Below are 24,679 nucleotides of genomic sequence, written 5' to 3'. Positions count from 1 at the left end.
ACAAAGGAAACCGCCCATGTTCACCTCGTCGATCCCGAAGTTCGGCACCCGTCCCTCAGGCTTTGTCGGCAGCGTCCGGCCAATCTCGGCCAACGGCACCAAGATTCAGCTGTCTGACGGCACTGACTGCCTTGACGGCGTCGCCGGCAACTGGAATGTGCCCCTGGGTTATGGCCACCAGGGTGTGGCCGACGCCGTGCACCAGGCGCTTATGGAGGCTTCCTACCTGCCAGATGTGGACGGCGGGCACACCTGGCTGGACCGTGCGGACAAGATGCTGCTGGAGGTCGCGGGGCCGGGCCGTTTCACGCGGGTCATGCACAGCACCTCGGGTTCAGCCAGCCTGGAAGCGGTCATTAAGGTGGCCCGCGAGTATCACGCCCTGCGGGGGGAGCGGCGCCGCAATATCGTGGTGTCTTTGCAGGGTTCCAACCATGGCACCACTCTGGGAGCCATGTCGCTGAGCGCCCAGAACCTGGGTCAGGCGGACCTGGGGGTGGATATGCGGGCGGTGCGCCACCTGGACCAGCGCCGTCCCCAGGAGCTCAAGCAGCTGCTGGAGCTAGAGGGTGACCGGATTGCCGCCTTCGTGTTGGAGCCCGTGCAAGGTGCGGGGACGCGGGTGCTGGAGGAGGAGTTCCTCAACACGGTGCTGGAGGGCCGGGCGGAGTACGGCTATCTGGTGGCTGCTGATGAGGTGGCTACTGGTTTTGGGCGCACTGGCCCCATGTTTGCTTCGCAGCGTTGGAGCCAGAACGTGGACCTGCTGGTGACTGCTAAGGGACTGACCAATGGCACCCAGGCGGCTTCCGCAGTGCTGCTTTCCCCCAAGGTGACGCGAGTGATCAATGAGGCTGATTTCTTGCTGCGCCACAAGGAGACTCAGGCCGGCACTCCGGCCTCCTGCGCCGCGATTATGGCCACCATCTCTGCTTTCCATGACGAGGACGTGCTGGGCCAGGCTGCTGCGGTGGCTTACCAGCTCGATGAGCGCTTGCATGAGATCACTTCGGTGGTTCCAGGCACGGGCCTGACCGGCACTGGCTGCTTCCGGTCCTTGACCTTGCCGGGCATGAATGCGGCTGGCGTGCGTCACCTGGTGGAGCGTTGCCTGTATGGGGGTGCGGTGGTGCACCCGGGGCCGAACTGCATTCAGTTGGCGCCTGCCTTGGTGTACGGGCGTGAGGACCTGGACCGGCTCATGGACCGGGTGCACCACGCCGTCGTCGAGATGACTGGCAGCCACCGCGTGGTGGCGGCCTAAGCTCTGGGTTAGATTCGGGCAGTCTTGGCAGTGGTCACAGTGTGCGCAGCGATTTCGACCGCAGGTAAGTATCTGTACTTGGGGCTCCGACGCCGATAAGGTGGCGCAAGGAATTGGCTATGAGCATTTTAGGAGGAGTCTTGACGCGGCCTGCGCCCTCCTCCAAAACCACCTCCACGTCGGCTGGGAATGAGCTTGCACCGGCGTGGCGGCGGACCCTAGCCAAAGTGCTGGAGCCGCAGGAAGACCTGCCGGGCCGGATCCTTTACATCATCCTGGCCGCGCTGGTTGGTATTTCAAACCTTGGTCTGAACGCCTTGACGGACGGTCCCCTCCGCTGGGGGGATTGGTCTTTGATGGTCGCGGCTCTGGTGCTCGTGACCCTGATGCCGCTGCGACCTGTGGCAGCCAGCTTGGGCTACCTGGCCTGCTGGGCCGTGGCCGTGTCTCTGCCCTGGTTCTACTCCACGGACCTGGTGCTGACTAACCTGGTGTTCTTCCTCCTGGTGGGGCGCCTGTTTACCTTCCGCCGGGCAGTAGCCCTGGTGGTGCCATTCCTGGCCTTGGCGGCAGCAGCAATGCTGCTGCAGGGGCTCTCCTCAGGCACTGAGCTTGCCCTGATGGCCTACCTGTCTATGGCGGTTATCCTCACCCCGATTGGCTCGATCGCTCGGTCAATTGATGAGGCCCACCAGCGTGCCTCGGAGCGCGCAGCAGCTGCCGCCAAGCGCATGCGCCTAGACATTGCCCGAGAGATGCACGACCTGGTGGCCTATTCCATGTCCCAGACAGCCTTGCGCGCCCAAAGAGCTTCCCTCGACGAGCACTATCCGCAGGTGGCGCGCCAGGAGTTTGCCGCCTTAGAGTCCACCGCCACTGACGCACTGCACGAACTGCGCCTGCTGTTGCGGACCTTGCGTCAGGCCACCCCAGATCTGGGCCAGCCCATCGGCACCACCACCGGCCTGGGCGGCGTCGTCACCGATCTGGCCTCTGCGGTGCAGGCAGTGAGCGACGACGTCTCCGCTGCCGGCTTTGACGTCACCTATAGGTGCATCGGCAATGCCATGCCCCGACGGCTACAGGCCAGCACAGTCTCCCGCGTGGCTCGGGAGATGGGGGCCAATATTATTCGGCATGGGGACCCGCGGTTGCCGGTGACCATCACCTTGAACCTGGGACCCCAAGTCACCCGCCTGGTCTCCACTAACGGAATCCGGGAGGCCAGCAACCCGCTTCCGCGCTCCGGCACTGGGATCATGGGTATGCGGGAGCGCCTGGAGGCAGTCGACGGGAACCTAACCACCTTGGCCGACGACGGCGCTTGGATTACTGCCGCCACAGTTCCTAACTCCACACCAACCACCAACACGTCCGTTTCCCCCTGAGAGGTTCCAGATGATCCACGTAGGAATTGCGGACGACGACGCTTTAGTCAGGTCCACCCTCACTGACTTATTGGCCACCACGGAGGACATCCGCGTGGCCTGGGCCGCCAGCGACGGCCAAGAGGCGCTAGAGCTGATTGCCGCCGAGCAACCCCCGGTGCAGGTCCTGCTGCTGGATGTGCAGATGCCGCGCATGGACGGCATTGCCCTGGCCACCCGCCTGCACCAAGAGCGCCCAGACCTGGCAGTTCTGGTGCTCACTACCTTCGTAGCTGACGCCATCCTTGACCGCGCCCTGGCTGCTGGGGTGCGTGGCTTCATCGCCAAGGAAGACTCGATTGACTCCTTGGCTGCCACGATCCGGCACGTGGCCGCGGGCAATATGGTGCTCTCACCGACGTCGTCGGCAATTATTGGGCACCGGCCTGCGGAAGCACAGCCGCTGGCGGCACGGGTCGCAGTGCAAGAGATGCCGCCAGTGCCTCTGCCTACGGGCGTCTCACTTTCTCCCCGCGAGATGGAGGTGCTGGCGCTGATGGTGGATGCGCTGTCAAACAAGCAGATCGCGCACCGCCTATGCCTAAGTGAGGCCACGGTGAAGACCCACGTGTCCACGATTATCGCCAAGCTGGGGGTACAGGACCGGGTGGGTGCCGTGGTGCACGCGCTGCGCGCCGGGCTGGTGTGACTAACAGCCTGCTTTCATTCCATCAGTTCCATCGATCGGCGGATTCACAAAACTGCGCAGAGGGCAATAATTGCTTCCGCCCCGATACACAGATTTCACAGGAAGTTGAAGGTGATCGACATGTTTCCATTCATTCTCAATTGGCGTTGGGACTTCTGGACAGCCCTGCGCAATCTGTGACGTCAGCTGACGTAGATCTCGGCCTCTTCAGGCCGTAGCGCATTGCGCAAGACTGCCCCCTGGCATCCGTGCCGGGGGGCAGTCGCCTAGGCGCACTAGGCGCGGTAGCTCACTGGCGCCGCGCCAGGTGCCGGGAGTGCACCATCCAGGCAATCCCCAAAGCCACCAACCACAGCGGAGAGACCAGCACGGCGGTACGGGTGTCATCGGCCAGCGTCAGGGTCCAGGTCACGAAGCCAAAGAACCCCAGGCTGAGCCAGGCAGCCACGCGCCCCCCAGGCATCTTAAAAGCACTCTTCGCGTGCCGCTCTGGGTGCAGGTGCCGGTAACGCAGGTAGGAAGCCACGATCACGCCCCACACCAGGATGAACAGCACGCTGGCCACCGTGGTCACGGTGGTGAAGGCCGCAATGATCGACTTGGACATGTACATCAGCGGGATTGAGGCCAGCAGCCCCACGCAGGTGACCAGCAGCGCCCAGCCCGGCACGGCCCGCGCCGTCAACCGCTTGAAGAGATGCGGCCCCTGGTCTGCCCAGGCCAGTCCGTAGAGCATGCGGGAGGTGGAGTAGATGCCGGAATTGGCGGAGGAAGCTGCGGCGGTGAGCACCACAAAGTTCACCAGCCCAGCTGCAGCAGCGAAGCCCGCCAGGGAGAACATGGCCACAAAAGGGCTCTTATCGGGGGAAACCTCACGCCAGGGCGTAACCATCATGATGGCCGCGAGCGCCCCCAGGTAGAACACCACGATCCGCACCGGGATCGCGTTGATGGCCTTGGGCAGGGTGACTTCCGGATCTTTGGCTTCAGCGGCTGCGGTGCCGATCAGCTCGGTGCCCACAAAAGCAAAGACCGCGATCTGGAAGGCCCCAAAGAAGCCGTGGGAGCCATTGGGGAACAGCCCGCCGTCGCTCCAGAGGTTGGAGACTGCTGCCTGGGAGCCATTGGCAGCGGTGAAGCCTGCGGCCACCATCACCACACCAACTACCACCAGCCCCACGATGGCGAGGATCTTGATGATGGAGAACCAGAACTCGATCTCGCCAAAGGCTTTCACGGTGGTGAGGTTTAGTCCCAGCAGGAGCAGCACGGTCACCACCGCCGGGAGCCACAAGGGCACCTCTGGCAGCCAGAACTGTACGTAGCCGGTCACCACCACCACTTCGGCGATAGCCGTGACCAGCCAGCAGAAGTAGTAAGTCCAGCCGGTCATGAACCCAGCCCAGGGCCCGATCAGGTCCGTGGCCACGTCCGCGAAGGATTTGTAGGACAGGTCAGAGAGCAGCACTTCACCCAGGGCCCGCATCACGAAGAACAGCACGAATCCGATGATTGCGTATACCAGCAGCACGCCGGGACCGGCCAGGGAGATGGTCTTACCGGAGCCCATGAACAGGCCGGTGCCGATGGCCCCACCGATGGCGATGAGCTGCACGTGCCGGTTGGTCAGACGCCGTTGGAGGCCGTCCTGGTTGAGTTCGTCAACCAGCTGGTCGACGGCGTCGGAGGCGGTCGGATTCCCAGGTTGGTCAGGGAGATCGTGGTTGGGCCGGTTCATAGGGCGCTCCTCGGGTTGTTCGCGCCATAGCGTACGACGCCGCCCTGCGCCGGGCGCGTGTGCCCGCTGGGCGGTACGCTCACGGGGATGTCTACTCCACCTGCGCCAGCTCCACCCCTGATGGGCCGGTTCGTGCCTGCGTCCTCGCCTTTGAAGTTGAGCGTGGTCAAGGTGATACCCCCGGCACTGGTGGTGTTGGTGGGCTTTGTGGCCATGACCGTTTACGCCGTCGCCCAGTGGCGGGCTTTGGCGGCACCGAGCTGGGATCTGGCGATTTTCACGGAGTTGGCCAAGGCCTACGCGAACTTTGAGGCGCCGATCGTGCCAATCAAGGGCGAGGGTTACAACCTGTTGGGGGACCACTTCCACCCCATACTGGTGCTCTTGGCCATCCCGTATTGGATTTATCCCTCCGGCTTGAGCTTGCTGATCACGCAAGCACTGCTGTTGGCGCTTTCTGCTTGGCCGATCACCCGCTTGGCGGTGCACCTGACGGGCCGTTGGGCGGGCACTGCCCTGGGCTTGGCTTATGTATTGTCCTGGGGGTTCCAGGGGGCGGTTGAGGCGCAGTTCCATGAGATTGCCTTCGCGGTGCCGCTGCTGGCTTACTCTGCGGTGGCTTTTGTGCAGCGCCGGTGGGTGGCCTGCCTGGCTTGGGCAGCGCCACTGGTGCTGGTCAAGGAGGATATGGGCTTAGTGGTGCTGATGGTGGGCCTGGCGATTGCCCTGCGGGGCCGCTATCCGGGTGGCAATCATGCACCTGACCCCAAAGCAGTCCGCCTGGGTTTGCTCACCGCGGTTTGCGGGGCGCTGGCTTTCTTGGTGACGGTGCTGGTGTTGCTGCCCGCCATGAATCCCGACGGCGTATGGGCCTATGGCTTGAATAACGATGACCCCACCCGGGCCGAACGCCTGGGGATCTTGGGGCGTTTCCTGCAGCCTGCGGACAAGAAGCTGGCCACCCTGGCCGTGCTGGTGGTGGCGGCTGGGGTGATTGGCTTGGCCTCACCGTGGATGCTGCTGGTACTGCCTACGATCGCTTGGCGTTTCTTGGGGAGTGTGGAGTTCTACTGGGACTGGCAGCGCTGGCATTACAACGCGGTGCTGGTGCCGGTCGCTTTTGGGGCCTTGCTGGATGTGCTGACGCGGCTGCGGGAAGGTTCCCGACCGGAGGCAGTGGTGCCCACATGGAACTGGCGGGCCTTGTCTTTAGCGCGCCCGTGGCTGCGGGGACTGGTGGTGACGGCGGTGTTGCTGCCGCTGGTGGGTGCCGCCTGGACGGCTAGGGACTTGCCTTTCTGGGGTGCGGCCCAGGGCCGCTTGCAGGCCTCACCGGAGCGAGTCTCTGCCGCTCAGCAGGTGTTGGCGGCGGTGCCGGAGGGGGCCACGGTTTCCAGTGATCTGACCCTGTTGGCCCGCCTGGTGCCTCAAGCCACGGTCTACTGGGTGGGGACGGCTCCGGGGGACACGGATTACGTGCTGGTGGATACGCGCGGCGCGGGTTGGTCGGCGCGGCCTGATGCGAAGGCCTTCGCTGAGCGGGCTTCCAAAACGGGGGCTACCTACACCAAGGTGTTGAATGTTGAAGGTTTCGAGCTGGCAAAGCGCAATGGTTGAGCCCGGTTCCGCCTTGCTGAACCCGGTTGAGCAAGCTGGGTGAGCAGCTTGTTTGAACCGCGCGCCTTGGCCTGGGTGGCTGCCGGTGGGGCTGGCGGCGCGGGCGCTCGCGCTCTGCTGGCGGCCAGTTTCCCGGTTCCAGCCGGCCATTTGCCTACCACGACGCTGCTGGTCAATCTCAGCGGTGCACTCCTGTTGGGCCTGCTGCATGGCTGGCTGGCAGAGCGAGCCCGGGGGCGGGCAGCGACTCCAGCGCAGCTGCGCCTGCGGCTGCTGGCAGGCACTGGCTTTCTGGGCGGCTTCACCACTCACTCGACTTTTGCTCTGGAGTCTCAACGCCTGCTGGGCGCTCACCCCACCTTGGGGGCGGCCTACTTGCTGGGTTCCTTCACCTTGGGGCTGGCGCTAGCGGGCTTGGGATTGTGGGCTGGGGGACGCCTTGCCGCCGCATATCAGCGGGAGGCAGCGTGACTGGATGGTTGTGGCTAGCCACCTGCTTGGCCGGGGGCGCGGGGGCGGATGCGCGCTTCTTGGTGGATGCTTGGGTTTCGCAGGCGCAGCTGCGCAAAGCGAGCGCTCGCAGCGAGTCCGGGTGGCCGCAGCGGATGCTGACGCTGCCCCTGGGCACGGTGGCGGTGAACCTGAGCGCTTGTCTGCTCTTGGGGCTGGTGGCCGCCTGGGCTAATAACCGCACCGGCACTGCGCTAAGCACGGTCTTGGGCACGGGCCTGCTGGGTGGCTACTCCACCTTTTCAACAGCCTGCCTGGAGGGTGCCCGTTTGGCGTTGGCAGGTCGTTGGTGCGCGCAACTGCTGCATGCGCTGCTGCTCACCTTGGGCACGCTGTTGGCAGCGACGGCGGGCCTGGCCCTGGGCAGTGCGGTCTTTTGACACCGCGCGGCGCAGTCTGGCGAGCTGCCGGGTCCGCACTTAGGTGGCTCTACACCGCAAACGGAGACCCCTACCCATTGGGGCATAGGCTCTGAGGGTCAATACTTTCACCGACCCCAATTCCCGAAAGTGAACCCGCCGAAAATGACCCTGTTCTCTTGGTGCTGCGTGATCGGCTGTGGCGTGTTGCTGCTGTCACTGGTCCTAGATGGCCTGTTTGACGGCTTTCTAGACGGCCTAGATGACAGCTTCTTTGACGGCGCACTGCCTGTGACTGCTATGGCCGTCGGGGTCTTTGGTGCCATGGGCATGCTGGTGCAAGCGCTGCTCGGACGGGAGGTCAATGCGGCAGTAGCTTTCGGTGTGCCCCTGACCGCAGGCCTGGCCTCTGGCTGGGCTACCCGTTCGCTGTGGCGGCGTTTCAAGCGCTCCATGCCACGCAACGCCGTCGCCCCGATGGCGGAGGAGCTGGTAGGTGCGCGCGTCCGCGTCCAGTGGTGGCGGGAAGGCCGGGGTGAGGTCTCCGCAAGCGCGCGGGGACATCAGCTGACCTTGCTGGCCATCTCAGACGAGGCCCTACACGCCGGGGCTGAGGTCATTGTGCTGGATGCCAAAGACGGGGTCCTGCAAGTCACTGCGCTGTAGCCGCTGCACAGCGTTCCCACTCATCCCTAAACCCCTGATAGCTAAGGAGAATCCATGCCATTCGGTGTAATCATGGCCATCGTGGCGGTGATCGTACTCGCGGTGCTGGTCATGCTGTACATGCTCTCGCGCGTCGTCGTAGTGCCATCCAACCTGACCGGTCTGATCTCCGGCTCCGCCCGCAACGGCGAGGTCAAAATCATCCGGCCCGGTGGGCGCGACTTTGTGCTGCCCATCATCCAGTCCATCCAGTACCTGCCTTTCACCCAGAACACGATCGGCTTCCAGGTCACTGCGGAGGACCAGAACAAGATCAACGTGAATGTGTCTGCCGTGGCTGCCGTGAAGGTGGGCGACACCGACGAGCAGGTCCGGGCCGCGGCCAAGCGCTTCCTGGGCAAGCCCAACACGGATCAGGCCATTGCTGACTCCGCCCGCGACGCCCTGATCGGTTCCCTGCGCTCGATCATCGGCCATATGACGGTCACTGAGCTGATCTCTGACCGCGATGCCCTACAACAGAACGTATTTGATGACGCCAAGTCGATCCTGTCCAACATGGGCATGGAGATCGACATGCTGCAGATCTCGGAGATTACCGACGGCGGCGGCTACATCGAATCCCTGGGCGTGCCCGAGCAGCAGCGTGTGGAGAAGGATGCCCGCATTGCCCGCGCCAACGCTGAGCGTGAGGCCAAGGATGCTGAGGTCTCTTCTCGCCAGCAGATCGCTGAGCGTGAGCGTGACCTGGCACTGCGCCAGGCCCAGTTGAAGGCGGAGACGGATAAAGCTCAGGCCGAGGCTGACTCCTCCGGCCCGCTAGCCCGCGCCGCTAAGGAACGGGAGATTGCGATCATTGCGCAGGAGGCCGCGGAAGCCAAGGCCTCCCTGACTGAGCGTGAGCTGGACTCCACCGTGCGCAAGCCCGCCGACGCCGCCCGCTACCAACGGGAGCAGGAAGCTGAAGCGGCCAAGGTTGAGGCGATCCGCCGCGCTGAGGCTGAGGCTGAGCGGACCCGCCTGGACGCCGAGGCGCAGGCCCAGGCGACCGTGGCCCGGGCTGAGTCGGAGGCGCGCGCCACTGCGGCCCGCGCCAAGGCCGAGGCGGAAGCCATTGCCGCCAAGGGACGGGCCGAGGCGGAGGCTGTGCGTGCGGCTGGTGAGGCTGAGGCCAAGGCCATGAGTGACAAGGCTGACGCCCTGGCCAAGTACGGTCAGGCCGCCACCCAGCAGATGATCCTGGACAAGGCCCCGGAGATCGCCCGGGCTCTGGCTGAGCCGCTGGGCTCGGTTAAGGACCTGTCCATCATCTCCACTGACGGCGCCTCGGCACTGCCGCGTGCGGTGGCCAGCAATGTGGAGCAGCTGGACGCCGTAATGCGGTCCCTAACCGGGGCGAGCCTGTCCGGCATGCTGGCCAAGCTCACGGAGGCCACGGCCAACAAGGAGTAAGGCATTCCCTGAGGCGTGCAGCAATTGGAGGCCTCAGCCATATGCTTGCGTAGAAGCGGAAGTCTGAGAGGATGCGGTCATGCCGACCAACTCCCCAAAGACCTCCGCTTCTGCGCAAGCCACCGAAAAACCCACCGCGCAGGCCTCTGGCAACACTCCTGCGAGCCCAGCTGGGAGCACCGCAGCCGCAGCGGAGGCCAAGCGTTCAGGCAATCCCGTCGTCGTGGTGCTGCTGGTGCTAATCGCAGTGCTGCTGGCGGTAATTGCGGCCTTGCTGTTCACCCGGCCAACGGCGAACAACAAGCCTGCGGCAGAGGCTGGGGCGACGGCGTCGACCGCTCCTCAGGCGGGCGGGCAAGCTGAACCGCAGGCGGGTCCGGCACAACCGGGAGCAGGGACCGCCGCCCCTGAAGCCACCGACCAGAAGCTTCTGAATGTCATGCACCAGGAGGTCAAGCGGGATCCCGCCGATGGGCAGGCCAAGGGCAAGGTAGATGCGCCGGTGGTGCTTGTCCTGTACTCGGACTTCGCCTGCCCCTACTGCACGTTATTCGCCCAGCAGGTCCAGCCTGCGCTGCAGGACCTGGTAGACAACGGCACCCTGCGGGTTGAGTGGCGAGACCTGGCACAGATCACGGAGACCTCGCCACTGGCAGCTCAGGCTGGCTTGGCTGCTGCGGCACAAGGCAAATTCTGGGAGTTCCACGACGCCGTCTACGCGGCAGCCGACCCTAAGGGCCATCCGAGCTACTCAGAGGAGTCCCTGGTGGGCTTCGCCACGCAGGCGGGTGTGCCAGATCTGGAGGCTTTCAAAACCAAACTGAATGCGCCGGAGACCAAGCAGGCGGTGGAGCAGGCCAAGCAGCACACCTACTCGATCGGTGTGCAGGGCACCCCCTTCATGATTATTAACAACGCCTTCATCAATGGTTACAAGGACGGCGCCTATGTGCGGGCCACAGTGCTGGACCAGGCGGCGAAAGCCGGTCACTGAGCGGCGCCCAACACTGTGATCGGCTCTGAGATTTCGCTTCTGGCAGCCTTCCTGGGTGGGGCGCTGACGCTGCTGGCACCCTGCTCGGTGATGCTGCTGCCAGCATTCTTCGCTTACGCCTTCAATTCCCCGCGCGCCTTGCTGTCCCGCACAGCGGTGTTCTGGCTGGGTTTAGTGAGCACGCTGGTGCCCTTAGGGGCGGCGGCTTCCACTGCCGGTGCGCTGCTGCGTGAACATATGGGTGTCCTGGTGCTAGTTGGCGGCTTGCTGCTGGTGGTGCTGGGGCTGCTGCAGGCCCTGGCGGTGCCGGTGCATATGCCGGGGCTTGGCATGGGGTTTGGGCTCAGACGGCGTGGGGACCGCAATGCTGGCTTGGCTGGAGTTGGCCCAGCGACGGGTCAGGCCGCTCGCCGGGATGCGGCGAGTCCGCTGGCTGTGTACTTGTTGGGTGCCTTGTATGGACTGGCTGGGGTGGGTTGCTCGGGGCCAATCTTGGGGGCAGTGCTGGTGCTGGCGGGCCTGGGCGGTGAGCCCCTGCGCGCGGCCGTGATGATGCTGGTCTACGGCGTAGGTATGGTGGCACCTTTGGCTTTGCTGGCGTTGCTTTGGGACTCAGCGCGGCTGCGGGAGCGGTCGTGGCTGCGACCGCGGCCGGTGCGGGTGCTGGGGCGGCAGACGACGGTGTTGGAGCTGCTTGGGGGCCTGGTGTGTGTGGCGCTGGGTGTAGTGATGGTGCTGATTGGGCCGCAGGGGCTGGGCGGTGGGCTGCTTTCGGTTGAGCGGATGGCGCAGCTGGAAGATGCGGTGCTTTCACGTGCGGCTCTGGTGCCCTGGTGGCTGCTCGCCGGGATCGTGGGCTTTTTGGTGGCTGCTGTGGTGGTGGCGAGGCGCCGCTGAGCCTGTGCTGGCGCCACGCTCCACTGGTGCATCAGTTACTGACGGGGGCTTTGAACGGTTCAAGTGCTTCTGGCCAGGCCACGGAATTACGACGACGCCTGGCGCCTTCCGGGCAGCACCCCCGGCTTCTACGCCTCCACCCGTGGCAAGTAGCGCGCCCCCTGTTCTGCAAACACCGGCCTAGCCACCCTGCAAACACCGGCCTAGCCACCCTGCAAACACCGGCCTAGCCACCCTGCAAACACCGGCCTAGCCACCCTGCAAACACCGGCCTAGCCACCCTGCAAACACCGGCCTAATGTATGATTTTGGCGTGGATACAAGGATTTTTCCTGATCGCGAGTATCGGCCACGCATTGCTGACGCGCAGCTTTCACGACTGCTTGGCGTCGGCGGCGCCGTAGTGATCGAGGGGCCGCGGGCCTGCGGCAAGACGATGACCGGCCTGCACGCCGCGCGCTCGGCAGCACTGCTAGACGACCCAGCCGTTCGCAGCCTGATGGAATTGTCACCACAGGCGGTATTGGCGGGAGAACGTCCGCGACTACTTGATGAGTGGCAACTCGCACCGGATTTGTGGAACCTTGTGCGCCGCGAGGTTGACGCCTCCAAACATCCGGGATCGTTCATCTTGACTGGTTCTGCTGTGCCCAGTGACGACCTAACCCGCCACACTGGAGCGGGGCGCTTCTTGCGGATGCGCTTGCGCACCATGACCTGGGCGGAGCGCGGTGGCTCCACCGGGGCAGTAAGCCTAGGTGCGCTGATTGACGGCGAGCGTCCGGTGTCTGACACCAGCAGCATGGCTTTCGAGGAAGTGGTGGAGGAGATGTCTCGCACTGGTTTCCCTGCCTTGGCGCAATTGGCTCCCGCCGAGGCGGCCGTCGCCCTGCGCAGCTACGTTGACGACGTCGTGCGCGCAGATCTGGGGCGGCTGGCGGAGGTGCGGCACGAACCTGCGTTGTTGCGCGCCTTGCTACTGGCTTTGGCGCGGTCCACGGCTTCAGAGGTCTCTTGGCAGACCTTGGCTAAGGACCTGCGGCAGGCGGGTCCCGCCATCACGCCAGAGACGGTTAGTCGTTATGTGGCGCTGCTGGAGCGGTTATTCGTGGTGGAACGGGTGCCTGCGTGGGTGGTTGGGCTGCGGTCCCGGGCTAGGCTACGGTCTGCCCCAAAGTGGCATCTAGCGGACCCGGCCTTGGCGTTGGCTGTGCTGGACGCCGACGCGGCCCGGCTGAGCCAAGACCCGCAGACGGCCGGTCTTATCTTTGAGAGTGCAGTCGTGCATGATCTGCTGGTACTCGCCCAGGACTTGGACGGAACTCTGTGCCACTACCGGGACTCCAATGGGCATGAGTTAGATGCGGTGATCACGCTGCCGGGAGGCCGGTGGGTGGCCATAGAGGTGAAGCTGGGTGCCTCGCAGATCAAAGCTGGTGCTGAGTCCTTGGCCAAGGCGGTGGCACAGGTAGATCCAGCGGTGGCGGGCGAGCCTGTGCTGCGTCTGGTGGTCACCGGCACCGGGCCGATCCTGACCCTGCCTGACGGCACGGTCACCTGCCCTCTGTCGGCGCTGGGCGCCTGAGCAGTGCATATTCTGTCGCTGGCGGGGCTTTGAACGGTTTCAAGCACCACCGCCCTAGCCGGGCCACGGAATTGCGACGACGCCTGGCGCTTCCGGGCAGCACCCCCGGCTTCTGTGCCTCCATGCCTCCACTCGTGACAACCACCAAGACGAGCGGTGAGTCAGGTGACGAAACAGAGCGCAAACAGGTGACGAAACAGAGCGCAAACAGGTGACGAAACAGAGCGCAACTATCACTTTGCCTTCTATTTCAGCCGAACAACCGCAAAACAATCCGCTACCATCTACACATGCGCGCTTACACACCGCGTCTTGTCGACAAGCAACTACAGATCCTCTTGGAAGGCCTAGCCGCCGTCAACGTGGAGGGTGCACGCGGCGTCGGCAAAACCCGTACCGCCCAAGAACACGCCGCCACTTTCATCCCCCTTGATGACCCTGAAGAGCGACAGCACCTCATGTCCTTAGGCAGAAACATGTTCCGGCACATAGCAACACCCATGGTGCTGGACGAATGGCAGCTCATGCCTGAGATCTGGGACCGAGTCCGGCGCGCCGTCGACGACGACCCCACACCCGGCCGCTTCATTCTCACGGGCTCAGCCTCACCAACGCAGGCCCCCGTTCATACCGGAGCCGGGCGCATCGTCAACCTCCGCATGCGTCCCATGACTTTGGTAGAGCGTGGCATGGATCAGCCCATCGTCTCCCTCAAGCACCTGCTCTCAGGCAGACAGGACACACCGATCGAGGGGAGCACCAAGGTGGCCCTGGGCGACTACGTGCAGGAAATCCTCTGCTCAGGCTTGCCCGGTATCCGTGACCTTTCCTCCGCTGCCAGGCGAGCGCAACTCGACGCCTACATTGACCAGACGACCAGACACGACCTTTCCGATGGAACCACACGCCGAGCACGGTCACTAAAGGACTGGCTTGCAGCCTACGCAGCCTCGGTTTCCACCACGGCGTCATTCACTGAAATCGCACGCCTGGCTTCAAAAGACCTGGATGCTCCAGTCGCCGCCACTACGACACGCGGCTACCGCGACCTGCTGGAAAGCATGTGGGTGCTGGACCCGCTGCGCGGCTGGAGCCCAAGTGAGAACGAGTTCGCCCGAATCACTACATCAGACAAACACCAACTCTGCGATCCGGCCCTAGCCGCACGCCTACTGAACTTGGATGCAGACGCCCTCCTCGGGACTGGACTGCCAACTACGCGGCCCACCAGCCACATTCCCCGCCGCGCCCGCATGCTCGGGCCGCTGTTTGAGTCACTGGTCACCCAGAGCGTGCAGGTTTACGCCGCGCTGTGCAATGCCCGCGTCAGCCACCTGCGCACCAAAGCCGGGGCCCAGGAAGTAGACCTCATAGTGGAGGGGCCGGGCAGACAGATAGTGGCCATCGAGGTCAAGACCACCGCCACGCCCCGCCCAGGCGACACCAAGCATCTGCTGTGGCTGCGCCAGCGCCTTGGGGAACGCCTAGCCGACGCCGTCGTCATTACTACCGGCCGCTACGCCTACCGCGACGAGGACGGCATCGCCGTGATCCCAGCAGCCCTCCTAGGCCCCTAGCTCCGTCACTGGCTATGCGCCTCTGCCGATGACAAATGCACCCGCCAACACCGGTATGGCCCTTGTCCGCCAAGGGCTTCAGCCCTTGTGACCTGGCTTAGCTCATTTGGTGTCGTGGTGAATGCTGTTGAGAGCTTGGGTGAGGTTGAGTAGAGGGCGTCTGCTGAACCAGCCGGTGATGATCTCCGGTAGGCGTGCCATGGCCGGGGTGGCAGTGTGCCGTCCGCTACCGCGCCACAGTAGCGGACGGCACGTCGAGAGCGACGCGATAGGACAGTGCGCACCTGCCCGATTCACGAGAGGCAGCGCCGCTCACACGCAGCGGCTCCCTACCTAGCTCATACGCGTTTGCAGGAGACCAATCCCGTGCCCGCAAGCGTGAGGAGGATCGCCGATCCGATGAGCAGATCAGCGGAAGCGCCGGTATTGGCAAGCTCCGCCGTAGAGGTCTTCCCGGCTTGCGGCTTAGGGGCCTCGGGCACCGACTGGGGAGCCTCTGGCTGCGGGGCCGGTGCGCCCGCCGGGCAGCTCACCGGGACACTCAGCCCCTGACTCGCAGTGACGACCTCGGCGAAATCCGTGGAGACGGAGACGGGGACCTGCACGACCTCACCCTCGGGCAGGCCCGCGCAGCGCTCCCCTGCCGTGGCTGTGATCTCGACACTCGCCCGCCCGGCGCCGTCGGTGGTAATGACGGCCGCCTCATCGGAAGCGTGCTCATCGAGTAAGGAGTTGTCCACCGGCGCACTCGCCTTCACTCCGTCAAGGCTGAGAGTGACGTTCTGTGTGATCGAGGGCCCTTCGGAGAATGACAGGCCACGCAGCGGGATCGTCGCCTTCGCCCCTTCGGTGAGGGACTGGCTCGGCAGGCTCAGACCAATTGCGGACTTGGCGGCGCGCGGCACCGCGCCTGAATGGGCGGCGAGGAACTCATTGAACTTGTCCCGGTCGAGGTTGCCGTTCGTCTTGGCGGGCCCACCCGCGGTGAGGGCATCGAAAGAGTCGCCGCCGTCGAGGAGGAAAGTCACCGAGCCGACGGTGTAAATTCTCGCCGGGTCTAGAGGCTCATCATTGACCATGACGGAAGTTATGCGCTGCCCGTAGGGCTTGGCTGGATCGTAGGTGTAGCGCACGTTCGAGGAGATGCCGAGTTTGAGCAGCGGGCGGGAGTTCTGCGAGTTGAGGTCCGTTTTCCACTGCTGTTCGAGAGCCCGCTGGAAGTCCGCGCCGGTGATGGACACGTAGCCGAGCTCGTTGGAGAAGGGCATGACGGAGTATGACTGGGCGTAGGTGATAGTCCCGTCCTCTTTCGGGATGAGGTCGTCGCGCAGGCCGCCGGCATTGATGATGCCGATGTCAACAGGCTTGCCCTCGACGAGGACCATCTCCTTCATGGCGTCGGCGACGAAGTCTCCAAGGCTCGACTCGATACCGCGGTTCGACCCGGGGTCGGTGGAGCCTGCGGGAGTCGTGAAGACGCCACGCTTGAAGGACTGGGTATAGCCGGTTCCGACAATGGCCTTGCCGGCCTCTTGAGAGTCGGCGACGGCCCGGTCGACTACCGCCTGGGTCTCGGAGTCGGTGCCACACTGGGCGACCGTAGCCGCGGGGATGAGGCGTGTGTCGGCGGAGACGACCTTCTTCGCGGCCGTGTCGTAGGAGATACGAATCAGGCCCAGGTTATCGGTGTAGGAGCCGGAGGCGACGCCCGCCAGGAGCGGGTTCTTCGAGTCGAGGCGCTCGGCGGAATCCACCTTGTCGAACTCGTAGGGCACGTGGGTGTCCCCGCCCATGATGCCGTCGACGTGCTCGGAGACCTTCGGGTAGTTATTCTTCACATCGTCGTCGAGCATCGCGATAACGATCTGCGCCTCGCCCTTGTCCTTGATGGACTTAGCGAGCGCGTCGATCTTCGCGAGGGGATCAGTGAAAGTCAGGCCCGCCGTCGTGCCGGGGCTGAGCTTGTAGGGCACGTCCTCGGCGATCGCGCCGATGAAGGCGACCTTCACTCCCGAAGGCGACTCCCAGACCTCGTAGTCGCCGAGGTAGGGGGTCTGCTTGCCCGCCTTAGTCCAGGTCCCCATACCTTCGATGTTCGCGCCGAGGTAAGGGAAGCCTACCTGGACAAATTCAGCGGGCTTCGAACCGTCGACACGCTGCTTGAAGACCTCCTGGCCCATGTCGAGCTCGTGGTTGCCGATGGTCGAGGCGAGAGGCTTCAGGGTGTTGAGGGCCTCGATGGTGGGGTTGTCCTTGAGGGAGCCCGAGGTGTAAGGGGAGGCACCGATGTTGTCGCCCAGGAGGGTGAAGGAGGAGTTCGGATTGGCGGCCCGCGCCTGCTTTAGGTAGCAGTTCATTGCAGGCAGGCCCGCCTCCTTAACAACCCCCTTTTTTGAGACCTGTTCGATGTGGCCGTGCACATCCGTGAGGTTGTACAGGTCGAGGGTGACGAGGGTGGATTCGGCCGGTGCGGGCGCCTCATTGGCACTCGGCTCGGCGAGCGCGGCCGTAGGGGTGAGGAGCAGGGCGAAGACGGCTCCTACGCCGAGGATTGCGCGTCGTGTTGTCGTACTCATGATTCTCCGGTTCTTCTTGTCTTCTCCTCAGAGCGCCGCGCAGGGGCACCCTGAGGTGATGTGGTTCAGGATTCGAGCAGGCGTCGGCGCAGGGTGAGCACCGCTCCGAGGCAGAGCGCAGCTCCGGCCGTCACAATGGTTCCGCCTGCGACCCCGGTATTCGCGAGGGATCCCGGGGCCTTCGCCGAGGCCTTCCCTCCGGACGGGGACGTCAAGGCAGGGGCGCTCCGAGTGTCGGGGGTCTCCGGGACAATGGTCTGCCCACCGTCCTGGGGCCTCTCGCTCACGAGGTCCAGGCCCACGATCTCCGGGTTGTGGTCCGAGGAGCGGTAGGGGTTGTCAATCTCGGTTGCCAGATGGGCGTTCATATTCGACCTCGAGTACTCGAAGGCGATGGACTCCTCCGCGTTCACCCCCCAGGAGGCAACCCCCCGAACCAGAGGGTCGGCGGCGGCATTGGCAAAGACGTGGTCGAGGGAGCCGGAGCGCCCCGAGTACACGTAGGAGGGGCGAGCCTCTGCCGACTTGTGGATCCAGCCCGCCTCGGTGAGGACCGTGAGCGGATCCTCCTTGGAGTAGGAGTTGAAGTCGCCTACCAGGAGCGTCGGGGTCTTTTCGAAGCGCTCGGCGAAGAGGGCCAGCGCCTTCGCCTGCGCGACACGGATCGCGTTCGAATTACCCTGGCCATCGCCGGTGTCGGTGTTGCCCTCTTCCATGCCTGTGGGGACCGAGCCCTTGGATTTGAAGTGGTTCGCGATGACGACGATGCTCCTCCCAATCTGTTGCTCGGTGACGACAGGGGTGAACTCCTGGGCGAGGGGCTGGCGGGCGAGATCGGTAAAGGCCGGGTCGTCGAGGATCACGGATCCGCCGACGGGCGCAATCGTCTTGGGCTGGTAGATGAAGGCGGTGCGGATGACGTCCTCCTTCGCGGGAACCTTCGCCGGGCTGGGAACGTATGCCCACTTCTCGGATCCGGCCGCCGTGTTAAGCGCGGTGACGAGGGTCTTAAGGGTCGCGTCGCGGTCCTCGCCGACTCCGACTGCCACGGGGTTCTCGATCTCTTCTAGGGCGACGACGTCGGCATCGATCGCGCTGAGCGCGGCAACGATTTTGGCCTGCTGCTGGGCGAATGCGGCGCTGGACCAGGCTCCTCTCACGGTGCAGTTCTTCGCGGTGAGGAGGTTCCCCTGCCGGTCGGGATAGCCCTTGCATCCGGGCTCGTCTTCACCGAGGTCGGAGAAGTAGTTGAGGACGTTGAAGGTCGCGACCTTGATATCCCCTTCGACTTCAGGGACTGCGGGGCGTTCGCCGGTGATGGCGATGGGCGAGCGCTCGGGGTGTCCCGCAGTCATGCGGGTCGGTTGGAGAACGAAGGCAGAGTGTCGCACGTCGACGAGGACGGGCTGTGTGAAAGCCGCGTGGTAGCCGACCCTGGCGGGGGCGCCGTTGGCGATGTAGGCGTAGGGGACGCCCGTGGCCGCGTCCCGGGTGAGGTTTGTGTTTGTCCCGTCGTCGAGAGCGATCACGGCGGCGGCACTCGCCGCCTCGTATGCAGCGGCCTTCTCGCCGGGTGCAACGATGTCGGTCGCGGCCCGCAGCGGCTCGGTCCCGGGGGTTAGGGCAAGGGTGCCGTACTGGCTTACCTGGTAGTTGTCGGTGATCGTCCAGGTCCCCTGCGGGGTGACAAGCATGGATTCGAGTGCTTCGAGCTGATCCGCGCTGGGCACGGATTCCAGGGGTGTCGGGGTGACGGGGGCGCAGCCGGAGGCGTGCTCGATCGCCGTGACGGCGAGCTGGGTGAGGCTCTGGGTGGAGGCAGGGGTTTTCTTCCCGGTCGCGGGGTATTCGCCGACTGTGCCGGTCACGCGGACGCAGGAGCCGATCTCAGGGATGTCAAGGCTCCTCTTCCCGACCCAGGCGAAGAGTCCGTCGGAGGATGCGCGGGCCGGGTCCCAGGCACCGCCGGTTCCGGGGGTCTGGATGGTGAATCCGTCGAGGGTGGTGGCTAGCCCGTCCTCGTTCCTCGGGTGGGCTCCGGTGACGACGCCGAGGGTGGTTACGGTGGTGCCAATGAGCGCGGAGTCGTCGGCTACGCCGGGTTTCTGGATCTCAGGGATCGTAGTGAGCTCGGCTTCGGTGCGCTGCCCGCGGGCCGTGGGTGTCTGCGGGGGAGCATCTGGTCCGCTGGAGGTCGGAGCTTTGGCGCTAGGCGCGGATCCTGATTGCGCTATCCCCTCGCCGCTGGCTTCTGTGGGGCGCGCGGAGGGACTGGCGCTCCGCTCACTCTTGGGCGAAGCCGGGGCGGGCGCCTCCTGCGAGGCGGAGGCCGTCGGCACCGCCACTCTGATCGGGACCTCAGGATCAGGTGCCGCGTAGGCGTTTATCGGGGCGGCGGCAAGCGCGATCACCGCGCCCGCCCCGAGGAGGATTCTCTTCGTGCTCGTGGTCATATGGTGGAATCTCCTGTTGGCGGTCGTCACATCGGTGTGACTTGGAGTCGTCTTTGACACCAAAACCCAAAGCCTTACATATTGCAAAGGAAGGGTTTGACAACCGTATCAACTCACCCGGACACAATCCATACCCGAGAAGACACTGTCAGCAACCATCGCGCAACTGCAACGACGCCACCCGTATCCCCACGCCACCGCCAGGGTCTATGCCTCCGCCAGTGACAAACAGCCCCCTCAGCCCTTAGTGCGCGCAGCCCACCAGGCGCGCAGGGCCTCACGGGCCAACTCCTCACCCACCGGGCCTTTCTCCATGCGCAGGTCCATCAGGAAGCGGTAGGCCTGACCCACCACCGGACCAGGCCCGACCCCGAGCTCAGCCATAATCTGCTGGCCATCCAGATCTGGCCGGATTGCCGCCAGCTCCTCGTCCTGCCGCAGCTGAGCAATGCGCGCCTCCAAGTCATCGTAGGCATGCGCCAGCATGGCGGCCTTGCGCCGATTGCGGGTGGTTACATCTGCACGCGTCAACCGGTGCAGTCGCTCCAGCAGTGGGCCCGCATCCGTGACGTAGCGGCGCACCGCAGAATCAGTCCACCCAGCGTCGGCGTAGCCGTGGAAGCGCAGATGCAACTCCACCAGGCGGGCCACGTCCTTGGTGGTCTGCTTGTCAAAAGTCAGGGCCTTCATGCGCTTCTTGGTCATGCGGGCACCTACGTGGTCGTGCCCATGGAAGGTGACCGTGCCGTCGCGCAGGAATCGCCTGGTCGCAGGCTTGCCGATGTCGTGCATCAGCGCAGCCAGGCGCAACACCAGGTCCGGGGCGGGCACAGGCCCTTCCGGTCCGGTCTCCATATCCATGGCCTGGTCCAGCACTGTCAGGGTGTGCTCGTATACATCCTTGTGGCGCTTGTGTTCGTCCACAGTCTCCTGCAAGCCGGAAAGCTCAGGCAGCACAATGTCGCAGACGCCGGTGTGCACCATCAACTCAATGCCGCGCCGGGGCCAGCGGCTGGTGAGCAGTCGCTCCAGCTCGGCGCGCACGCGCTCTGCGGAGACGATTTCCAGCCGCTCAGCCATGTCCGCCATAGCGCGTATGACCTCAGCCGTCACATCCAGGCCCAGCTGGGCAGAAAAACGCGCAGCCCGCATGATGCGCAGGGGATCGTCGTCGAAGGATTGCTCGGCGCTCACGGGTGTGCGCAGCACCCCCGCCGCCAAATCCTCAAGTCCACCGCAGGGGTCCACCAACTGCAGATCCGGCAGGCGCAGGGCCATAGCGTTGACGGTGAAATCGCGGCGGGTGAGGTCACCTTCCAAGGTGTCGCCATAGACCACCACCGGTTTGCGGGAGCCAACCTCGTACTCCTCGGTGCGGTAGGTAGTGACCTCCACCACGACGTCGCCTTTGCGTGCCCCAATGGTGCCGAACTCCTTGCCGATATCCCAGCAAACATCGCCCCATGCCTTGAGGATCTGCTCGGTCTGATCAGGGTGGGCAGAGGTGGTGCAGTCCAGATCATGGGGCGCCACCCCTAGGAAGGCGTCACGCACAGGCCCGCCGACTAAGGCCAGCTCGTGCCCAGCCCGCGCAAAAAGATGCCCTAAGGCAGCCAGGGAGGGCGGGAGGCCAGCCAAGGTGCGGGAGGCCAGGGGGGTTAGGCCGCGCTCATCAACCACCTGGAGGTCAATATCCAGGTGTGCGGGCACACGGTGTGGGGGCAGTGCGGTCGGGTGTGGGGTGGAAGTCATCGCGCCAAGCCTGCCATGGCTTGGGTGTCGGTACGCTACCTGACCTAATTCACCCCCTACCAACCGGGCCTTGGGGCCTAGACCGCCTAAAGTGTCCCTATGTCGTTCTCACGCACTCACACGCCCCGCGCTGGCTCCGGCCCGCGCCGCCAGAGTGCGCATGCCCTGCCAGTGGTTGATGAAACCAGCGCTGGCGGGCTGATTGTGGACGTGCAGGATGGCCGCGCTTTCACTGCGGTGATCGCCCGCCGCAACCGGGGGGGCCGCCTGGAGTGGTGTCTGCCCAAGGGGCATTTGGAGGGTGAGGAGACCGCTGAGCAAGCTGCCGTGCGGGAGATTCGTGAGGAGACGGGTATCTCTGGCCGTGTCCTGCGTCATCTGGCCACCATCGACTACTGGTTTTCCGGGGATTCCCACCGCGTCCACAAAGTGGTGCACCACTTCCTGTTGGAGGCTACTGGCGGCACTCTGACCACGGAGAATGACCCTGACCATGAGGCGGAGGATGTCGCCTGGGTGGACCTGGATGAAGTAGCCCGACGCCTGGCGTATCCCAATGAGCGCAGGATCGTGGCGGCGGCCCGCGAGATCCTCGTGGGGGACTAAATGGTCGCTGGGACCACCCGCGGTGGAGCCTGCGCCCGGCTCGAAGGCACTGCTCTGTCCGCCTGGCGACGGCGTCGCCGCCCGCTGGCAGTCACCTTGTGGAGCCTGCTGGTGGCGGTGCTGCTGGTGCTAAGCCCCTTGGCTACCCCGCCACTTGCCCTGGCTACCCCGGCCACGCCCTTGCCCCCACAGACCAATCTAGAGGTCACGGAGGGACAGGTCACCACCTCTCTAGACGCCCTGGCTCCCGAGATCATGACCGGTGGGGAGGATTTGGTCATCACTGGCACTATTGCCAATGGCACCAGTAATCCACTGACCGATCTGGTGCTGGTGGTGCAGGTACAGGACGCCACGCCCGTGTCTGTGGAACAGCTCAGCAACTGGCTGAGCGGCAACCGTGACACCTACTTGCGTACCGTCCTGACTGAAACCCTGCCGGCAACGATTGAACCCGGCGCTACGGCAGGCTTTAGCCTCACAGTGCCAGCCGCCAACCTGCCCTTAGGTGACTCCAGCCAGTGGGGCCCCAGAGGGGTGCAGGTGGCGGTAACTCGTGACCGCGTCACCGTGGCCTCAGACCGCTCTTACCTGTTGCTGCAGCAGGCTTATGAAATCCAGCCGACGGGTGTGCTGGTAGCGGTGCCGCTAACTGCCACTCCGGCTGAGTTGACGGCGCTGTCCACCATGGCGCAGCTGCGCTGGACTGCGCCAGCACCTGAGGCTACGGCCGCCCCCCACCCCACGGACTCAGCCAGCGCTGAACCCACTGCGCATCCCCCAGAATCTGCCAGCGCTTCTGCCACGCCCACAGCCGCCGATCAAACCGCCCAGGCGCCGCCCGACCCCCTGCTAGGCCTGGTAGCCCGCTGGTCCGCCCAGTTAGATTTGGCTCGCCCCGGAGTGGTCTTGGGTGTTGATCCAGCGGTTCTCGCCGCCCTCGGCGTGGACCAGGCGCAAGCGGAAGCTGAAGCCAAAGCGACTGCCTCACCCACCGCCAATGCCTCGCATGCGGCTTCTGAGGGCGGGGTAGGGGTCACGGCAGCGCCTCCTCAAGGCAGTCAGGTAGCTCAGCCAGAGGCCTCAGCGGGCGCCACTGCCGAGGCTGTCGCCTCGCCCGCCCCCAGCTCTAGCCCCAGCGCCTCACCCACCGCCAGCCCGGCTCCACCGCCTACCGTGGTAGAGCAGCTGCGGGACAAACTCGTAGCCGCGCTTAAGGCGGGCGACGTCGTAGCTCTGCCTTGGGCTGATGCCGATGTGTCCGGGCTCGCCCACGCGGGCGAAAGCAAACTCATCGCCGAGGCCCGCACTCGCGCGGATGCCTCACCCCTAGCCCAACTGGGCGCCCGCAAGGACACCGCTTGGCCAGCCTCGGCAACCCTAGATCAGCAGACTTTCAGCGCTCTGCCAGCCAGTGAGCAGATCGTGCTGGCGCCGCCGGGCACCCTGCCGGTCAGTGAGGACCTGACTTATACGCCCTCTGGCCTCACCACCGCAGAGGGTCGCGTGATGATCCTGCCGGACGCCAGCGCCTCCGCCACTCTGCGCGGCACCATGCCCCTGGGCCCAGTCATGCCGGAACGCTCCGCCGGTGCACTCAGTGAGCTAGATACGCGCCAATTGTTGCGCGCACAAACTGCGATTGTTGCCCGCCAACTGCCTTCGGTCAGTCGCGACCTAATCGTTAGCCTCGACCGCTCCACTGCCGCAAGCACGGACGCGCAGGTGCTATCGCGGCGTGTGGAAGCCTTGGTCTCCGCGCCATGGGCCACTCCGCTGCGGCTGGACGATATGACGCAGCATGCCGCCGCTATTGCGCAGGGCCAGGGCGGCACATATCTGCGCGAGGTGCAGCGTTCAGCTTTGAGCCCAGCGGCCGTGGAGGCCGGCGAGTTGTCTGCCGCTGATCTGGATTCGGCCCGCAATTCTGCGGCTGCTTTGGCTGCTGTGGGCGCTACGGTGGCGGACGCTGGCGCCCTATTAGGGCAAAACGGCGAGGTATTGACCTGGGCCTCAGCCTCGGCATGGCGCTCTGCCCCCACGCAACGCCAAGAGATGCTGGCGCAGGTGGGGGCATGGTCTCAGAATTTGCTGGGCGCCTTGAGCATGCAGCCCTCCTCAACGGTGACCTTGATTAGTGAGCAAGCTAATCTGCCGGTTCGCATCGCTTCTAGCCTGCCGCAGGATGCGACCGTACAGGTGCAGCTGTCTTCTTCCTCCACACGTTTGCAGGCAGAAGAGCCGGTTTCCGCCACCATTCCCGCTCATGGCGACGCCGTAGTGATGGTGCCGGTTAAAGCCGTTGGCAACGGTGAGGTACTGGTGACTATCAAAGTCAAAGCACCTGACGGCTCTGAGGTGGGTGAGCCTGCCACGGTTCATATGCTGGTGCATGCGGAGTGGGAGTCGCGGGGAATCCGCGTGGTCACTGTGGGTCTGGTGCTGCTGCTGGTGGTGGGTATTTTCCGTACCGTGCGGCGAGGCCGTAGGGGTGGCAATCTTGCCTTAGCCGCCCAAGTCGCTAAGCCCGCCCGGCCGAAACTGCGAGAGGACTAGC

At 64.7% G+C, this 24,679-nt stretch carries 18 protein-coding genes; 14 read left to right on the top strand and 4 right to left on the bottom strand.

Annotated features, from left to right (window positions below; all coding sequences use genetic code 11):
• Positions 1–16: 16 nt before the first annotated feature.
• The 3 genes from DR039_RS10550 (at position 17) to DR039_RS10540 (ending at position 3,340) form a co-directional block, all read left to right on the top strand.
• Positions 17–1,264: an aminotransferase class III-fold pyridoxal phosphate-dependent enzyme gene (locus DR039_RS10550; protein WP_111837322.1), complete on the top strand. Its 1,248-nt coding sequence runs from the start codon at positions 17–19 to the stop codon at positions 1,262–1,264.
• A 119-nt stretch (positions 1,265–1,383) separates the two neighbouring features.
• The gene (locus DR039_RS10545; RefSeq protein WP_111837321.1) at positions 1,384–2,652 is read left to right on the top strand and encodes a sensor histidine kinase; all 1,269 of its coding nucleotides are present in this window, start codon (positions 1,384–1,386) and stop codon (positions 2,650–2,652) included.
• Positions 2,653–2,662: 10 nt separating this feature from the next.
• Positions 2,663–3,340 carry a response regulator transcription factor gene (locus DR039_RS10540; protein ID WP_111837320.1) on the top strand — a complete coding sequence of 226 codons (678 nt, stop codon included), beginning with the start codon at positions 2,663–2,665 and terminating at the stop codon, positions 3,338–3,340.
• A gap of 289 nt (positions 3,341–3,629) precedes the next feature.
• Here DR039_RS10540 and DR039_RS10535 read toward each other — a convergent pair whose 3' ends face one another.
• Positions 3,630–5,078 (bottom strand): amino acid permease, encoded by a 1,449-nt coding sequence (locus tag DR039_RS10535; RefSeq protein ID WP_172458382.1) that lies wholly within the window; start codon positions 5,076–5,078, stop codon positions 3,630–3,632.
• An 87-nt stretch (positions 5,079–5,165) separates the two neighbouring features.
• On the opposite strand from DR039_RS10535, the gene DR039_RS10530 reads away from it, so the two are divergent.
• From DR039_RS10530 to DR039_RS10490, 9 genes are all read left to right on the top strand, one after another.
• A complete protein-coding gene (locus tag DR039_RS10530; RefSeq protein ID WP_229116952.1) occupies positions 5,166–6,695 on the top strand; it encodes a DUF2079 domain-containing protein in 1,530 nt (509 codons plus the stop codon).
• A gap of 39 nt (positions 6,696–6,734) precedes the next feature.
• Positions 6,735–7,166 carry a CrcB family protein gene (locus DR039_RS10525; RefSeq protein ID WP_229116951.1) on the top strand — a complete coding sequence of 144 codons (432 nt, stop codon included), beginning with the start codon at positions 6,735–6,737 and terminating at the stop codon, positions 7,164–7,166.
• Positions 7,163–7,585 carry a fluoride efflux transporter FluC gene (locus DR039_RS10520; RefSeq protein WP_229116950.1) on the top strand — a complete coding sequence of 141 codons (423 nt, stop codon included), beginning with the start codon at positions 7,163–7,165 and terminating at the stop codon, positions 7,583–7,585. Before DR039_RS10525 ends, DR039_RS10520 begins: the two co-directional genes overlap by 4 nt.
• Before the next feature lie 144 nt (positions 7,586–7,729).
• Positions 7,730–8,230: a nodulation protein NfeD gene (locus DR039_RS10515; RefSeq protein ID WP_111837318.1), complete on the top strand. Its 501-nt coding sequence runs from the start codon at positions 7,730–7,732 to the stop codon at positions 8,228–8,230.
• Positions 8,231–8,284: 54 nt separating this feature from the next.
• The gene (locus DR039_RS10510; protein ID WP_111837317.1) at positions 8,285–9,682 is read left to right on the top strand and encodes a flotillin family protein; all 1,398 of its coding nucleotides are present in this window, start codon (positions 8,285–8,287) and stop codon (positions 9,680–9,682) included.
• A 79-nt stretch (positions 9,683–9,761) separates the two neighbouring features.
• On the top strand, positions 9,762–10,676 hold the full coding sequence (locus DR039_RS10505) for a DsbA family protein (RefSeq protein WP_111837316.1): 915 nt from the start codon (positions 9,762–9,764) through the stop codon (positions 10,674–10,676).
• Positions 10,677–10,691: 15 nt separating this feature from the next.
• On the top strand, positions 10,692–11,573 hold the full coding sequence (locus DR039_RS10500) for a cytochrome c biogenesis CcdA family protein (RefSeq protein WP_111837315.1): 882 nt from the start codon (positions 10,692–10,694) through the stop codon (positions 11,571–11,573).
• Positions 11,574–11,886: 313 nt separating this feature from the next.
• On the top strand, positions 11,887–13,158 hold the full coding sequence (locus tag DR039_RS10495) for an ATP-binding protein (RefSeq protein WP_229116949.1): 1,272 nt from the start codon (positions 11,887–11,889) through the stop codon (positions 13,156–13,158).
• A gap of 290 nt (positions 13,159–13,448) precedes the next feature.
• Positions 13,449–14,735 (top strand): ATP-binding protein, encoded by a 1,287-nt coding sequence (locus tag DR039_RS10490; protein WP_111837313.1) that lies wholly within the window; start codon positions 13,449–13,451, stop codon positions 14,733–14,735.
• A gap of 338 nt (positions 14,736–15,073) precedes the next feature.
• Here the strand turns inward: DR039_RS10490 and DR039_RS10485 are convergent, their stop codons facing one another.
• From DR039_RS10485 to DR039_RS10475, 3 genes are all read right to left on the bottom strand, one after another.
• Complete coding sequence (locus DR039_RS10485) at positions 15,074–17,311, bottom strand: bifunctional metallophosphatase/5'-nucleotidase (protein ID WP_111837312.1); 2,238 nt, start codon at positions 17,309–17,311, stop codon at positions 15,074–15,076.
• Positions 17,312–17,376: 65 nt separating this feature from the next.
• Positions 17,377–19,764: an ExeM/NucH family extracellular endonuclease gene (locus DR039_RS10480; RefSeq protein WP_111837311.1), complete on the bottom strand. Its 2,388-nt coding sequence runs from the start codon at positions 19,762–19,764 to the stop codon at positions 17,377–17,379.
• Positions 19,765–20,001: 237 nt separating this feature from the next.
• On the bottom strand, positions 20,002–21,516 hold the full coding sequence (locus DR039_RS10475; protein WP_111837310.1) for a CCA tRNA nucleotidyltransferase: 1,515 nt from the start codon (positions 21,514–21,516) through the stop codon (positions 20,002–20,004).
• A 99-nt stretch (positions 21,517–21,615) separates the two neighbouring features.
• Between DR039_RS10475 and DR039_RS10470 the strand changes: the two genes are divergently transcribed.
• Positions 21,616–22,122: an NUDIX hydrolase gene (locus tag DR039_RS10470; RefSeq protein ID WP_111837309.1), complete on the top strand. Its 507-nt coding sequence runs from the start codon at positions 21,616–21,618 to the stop codon at positions 22,120–22,122.
• On the top strand, positions 22,123–24,678 hold the full coding sequence (locus DR039_RS10465; RefSeq protein ID WP_111837308.1) for a DUF6049 family protein: 2,556 nt from the start codon (positions 22,123–22,125) through the stop codon (positions 24,676–24,678).
• Position 24,679: the final 1 nt, after the last annotated feature.

This window comes from Actinomyces bovis (assembly GCF_900444995.1).
In the GTDB taxonomy this organism is placed as follows: domain Bacteria; phylum Actinomycetota; class Actinomycetes; order Actinomycetales; family Actinomycetaceae; genus Actinomyces; species Actinomyces bovis.
The sequence above is the reverse complement of the archived record's forward strand: the minus strand, read 5'-3'. Positions and strand labels throughout refer to the sequence as shown.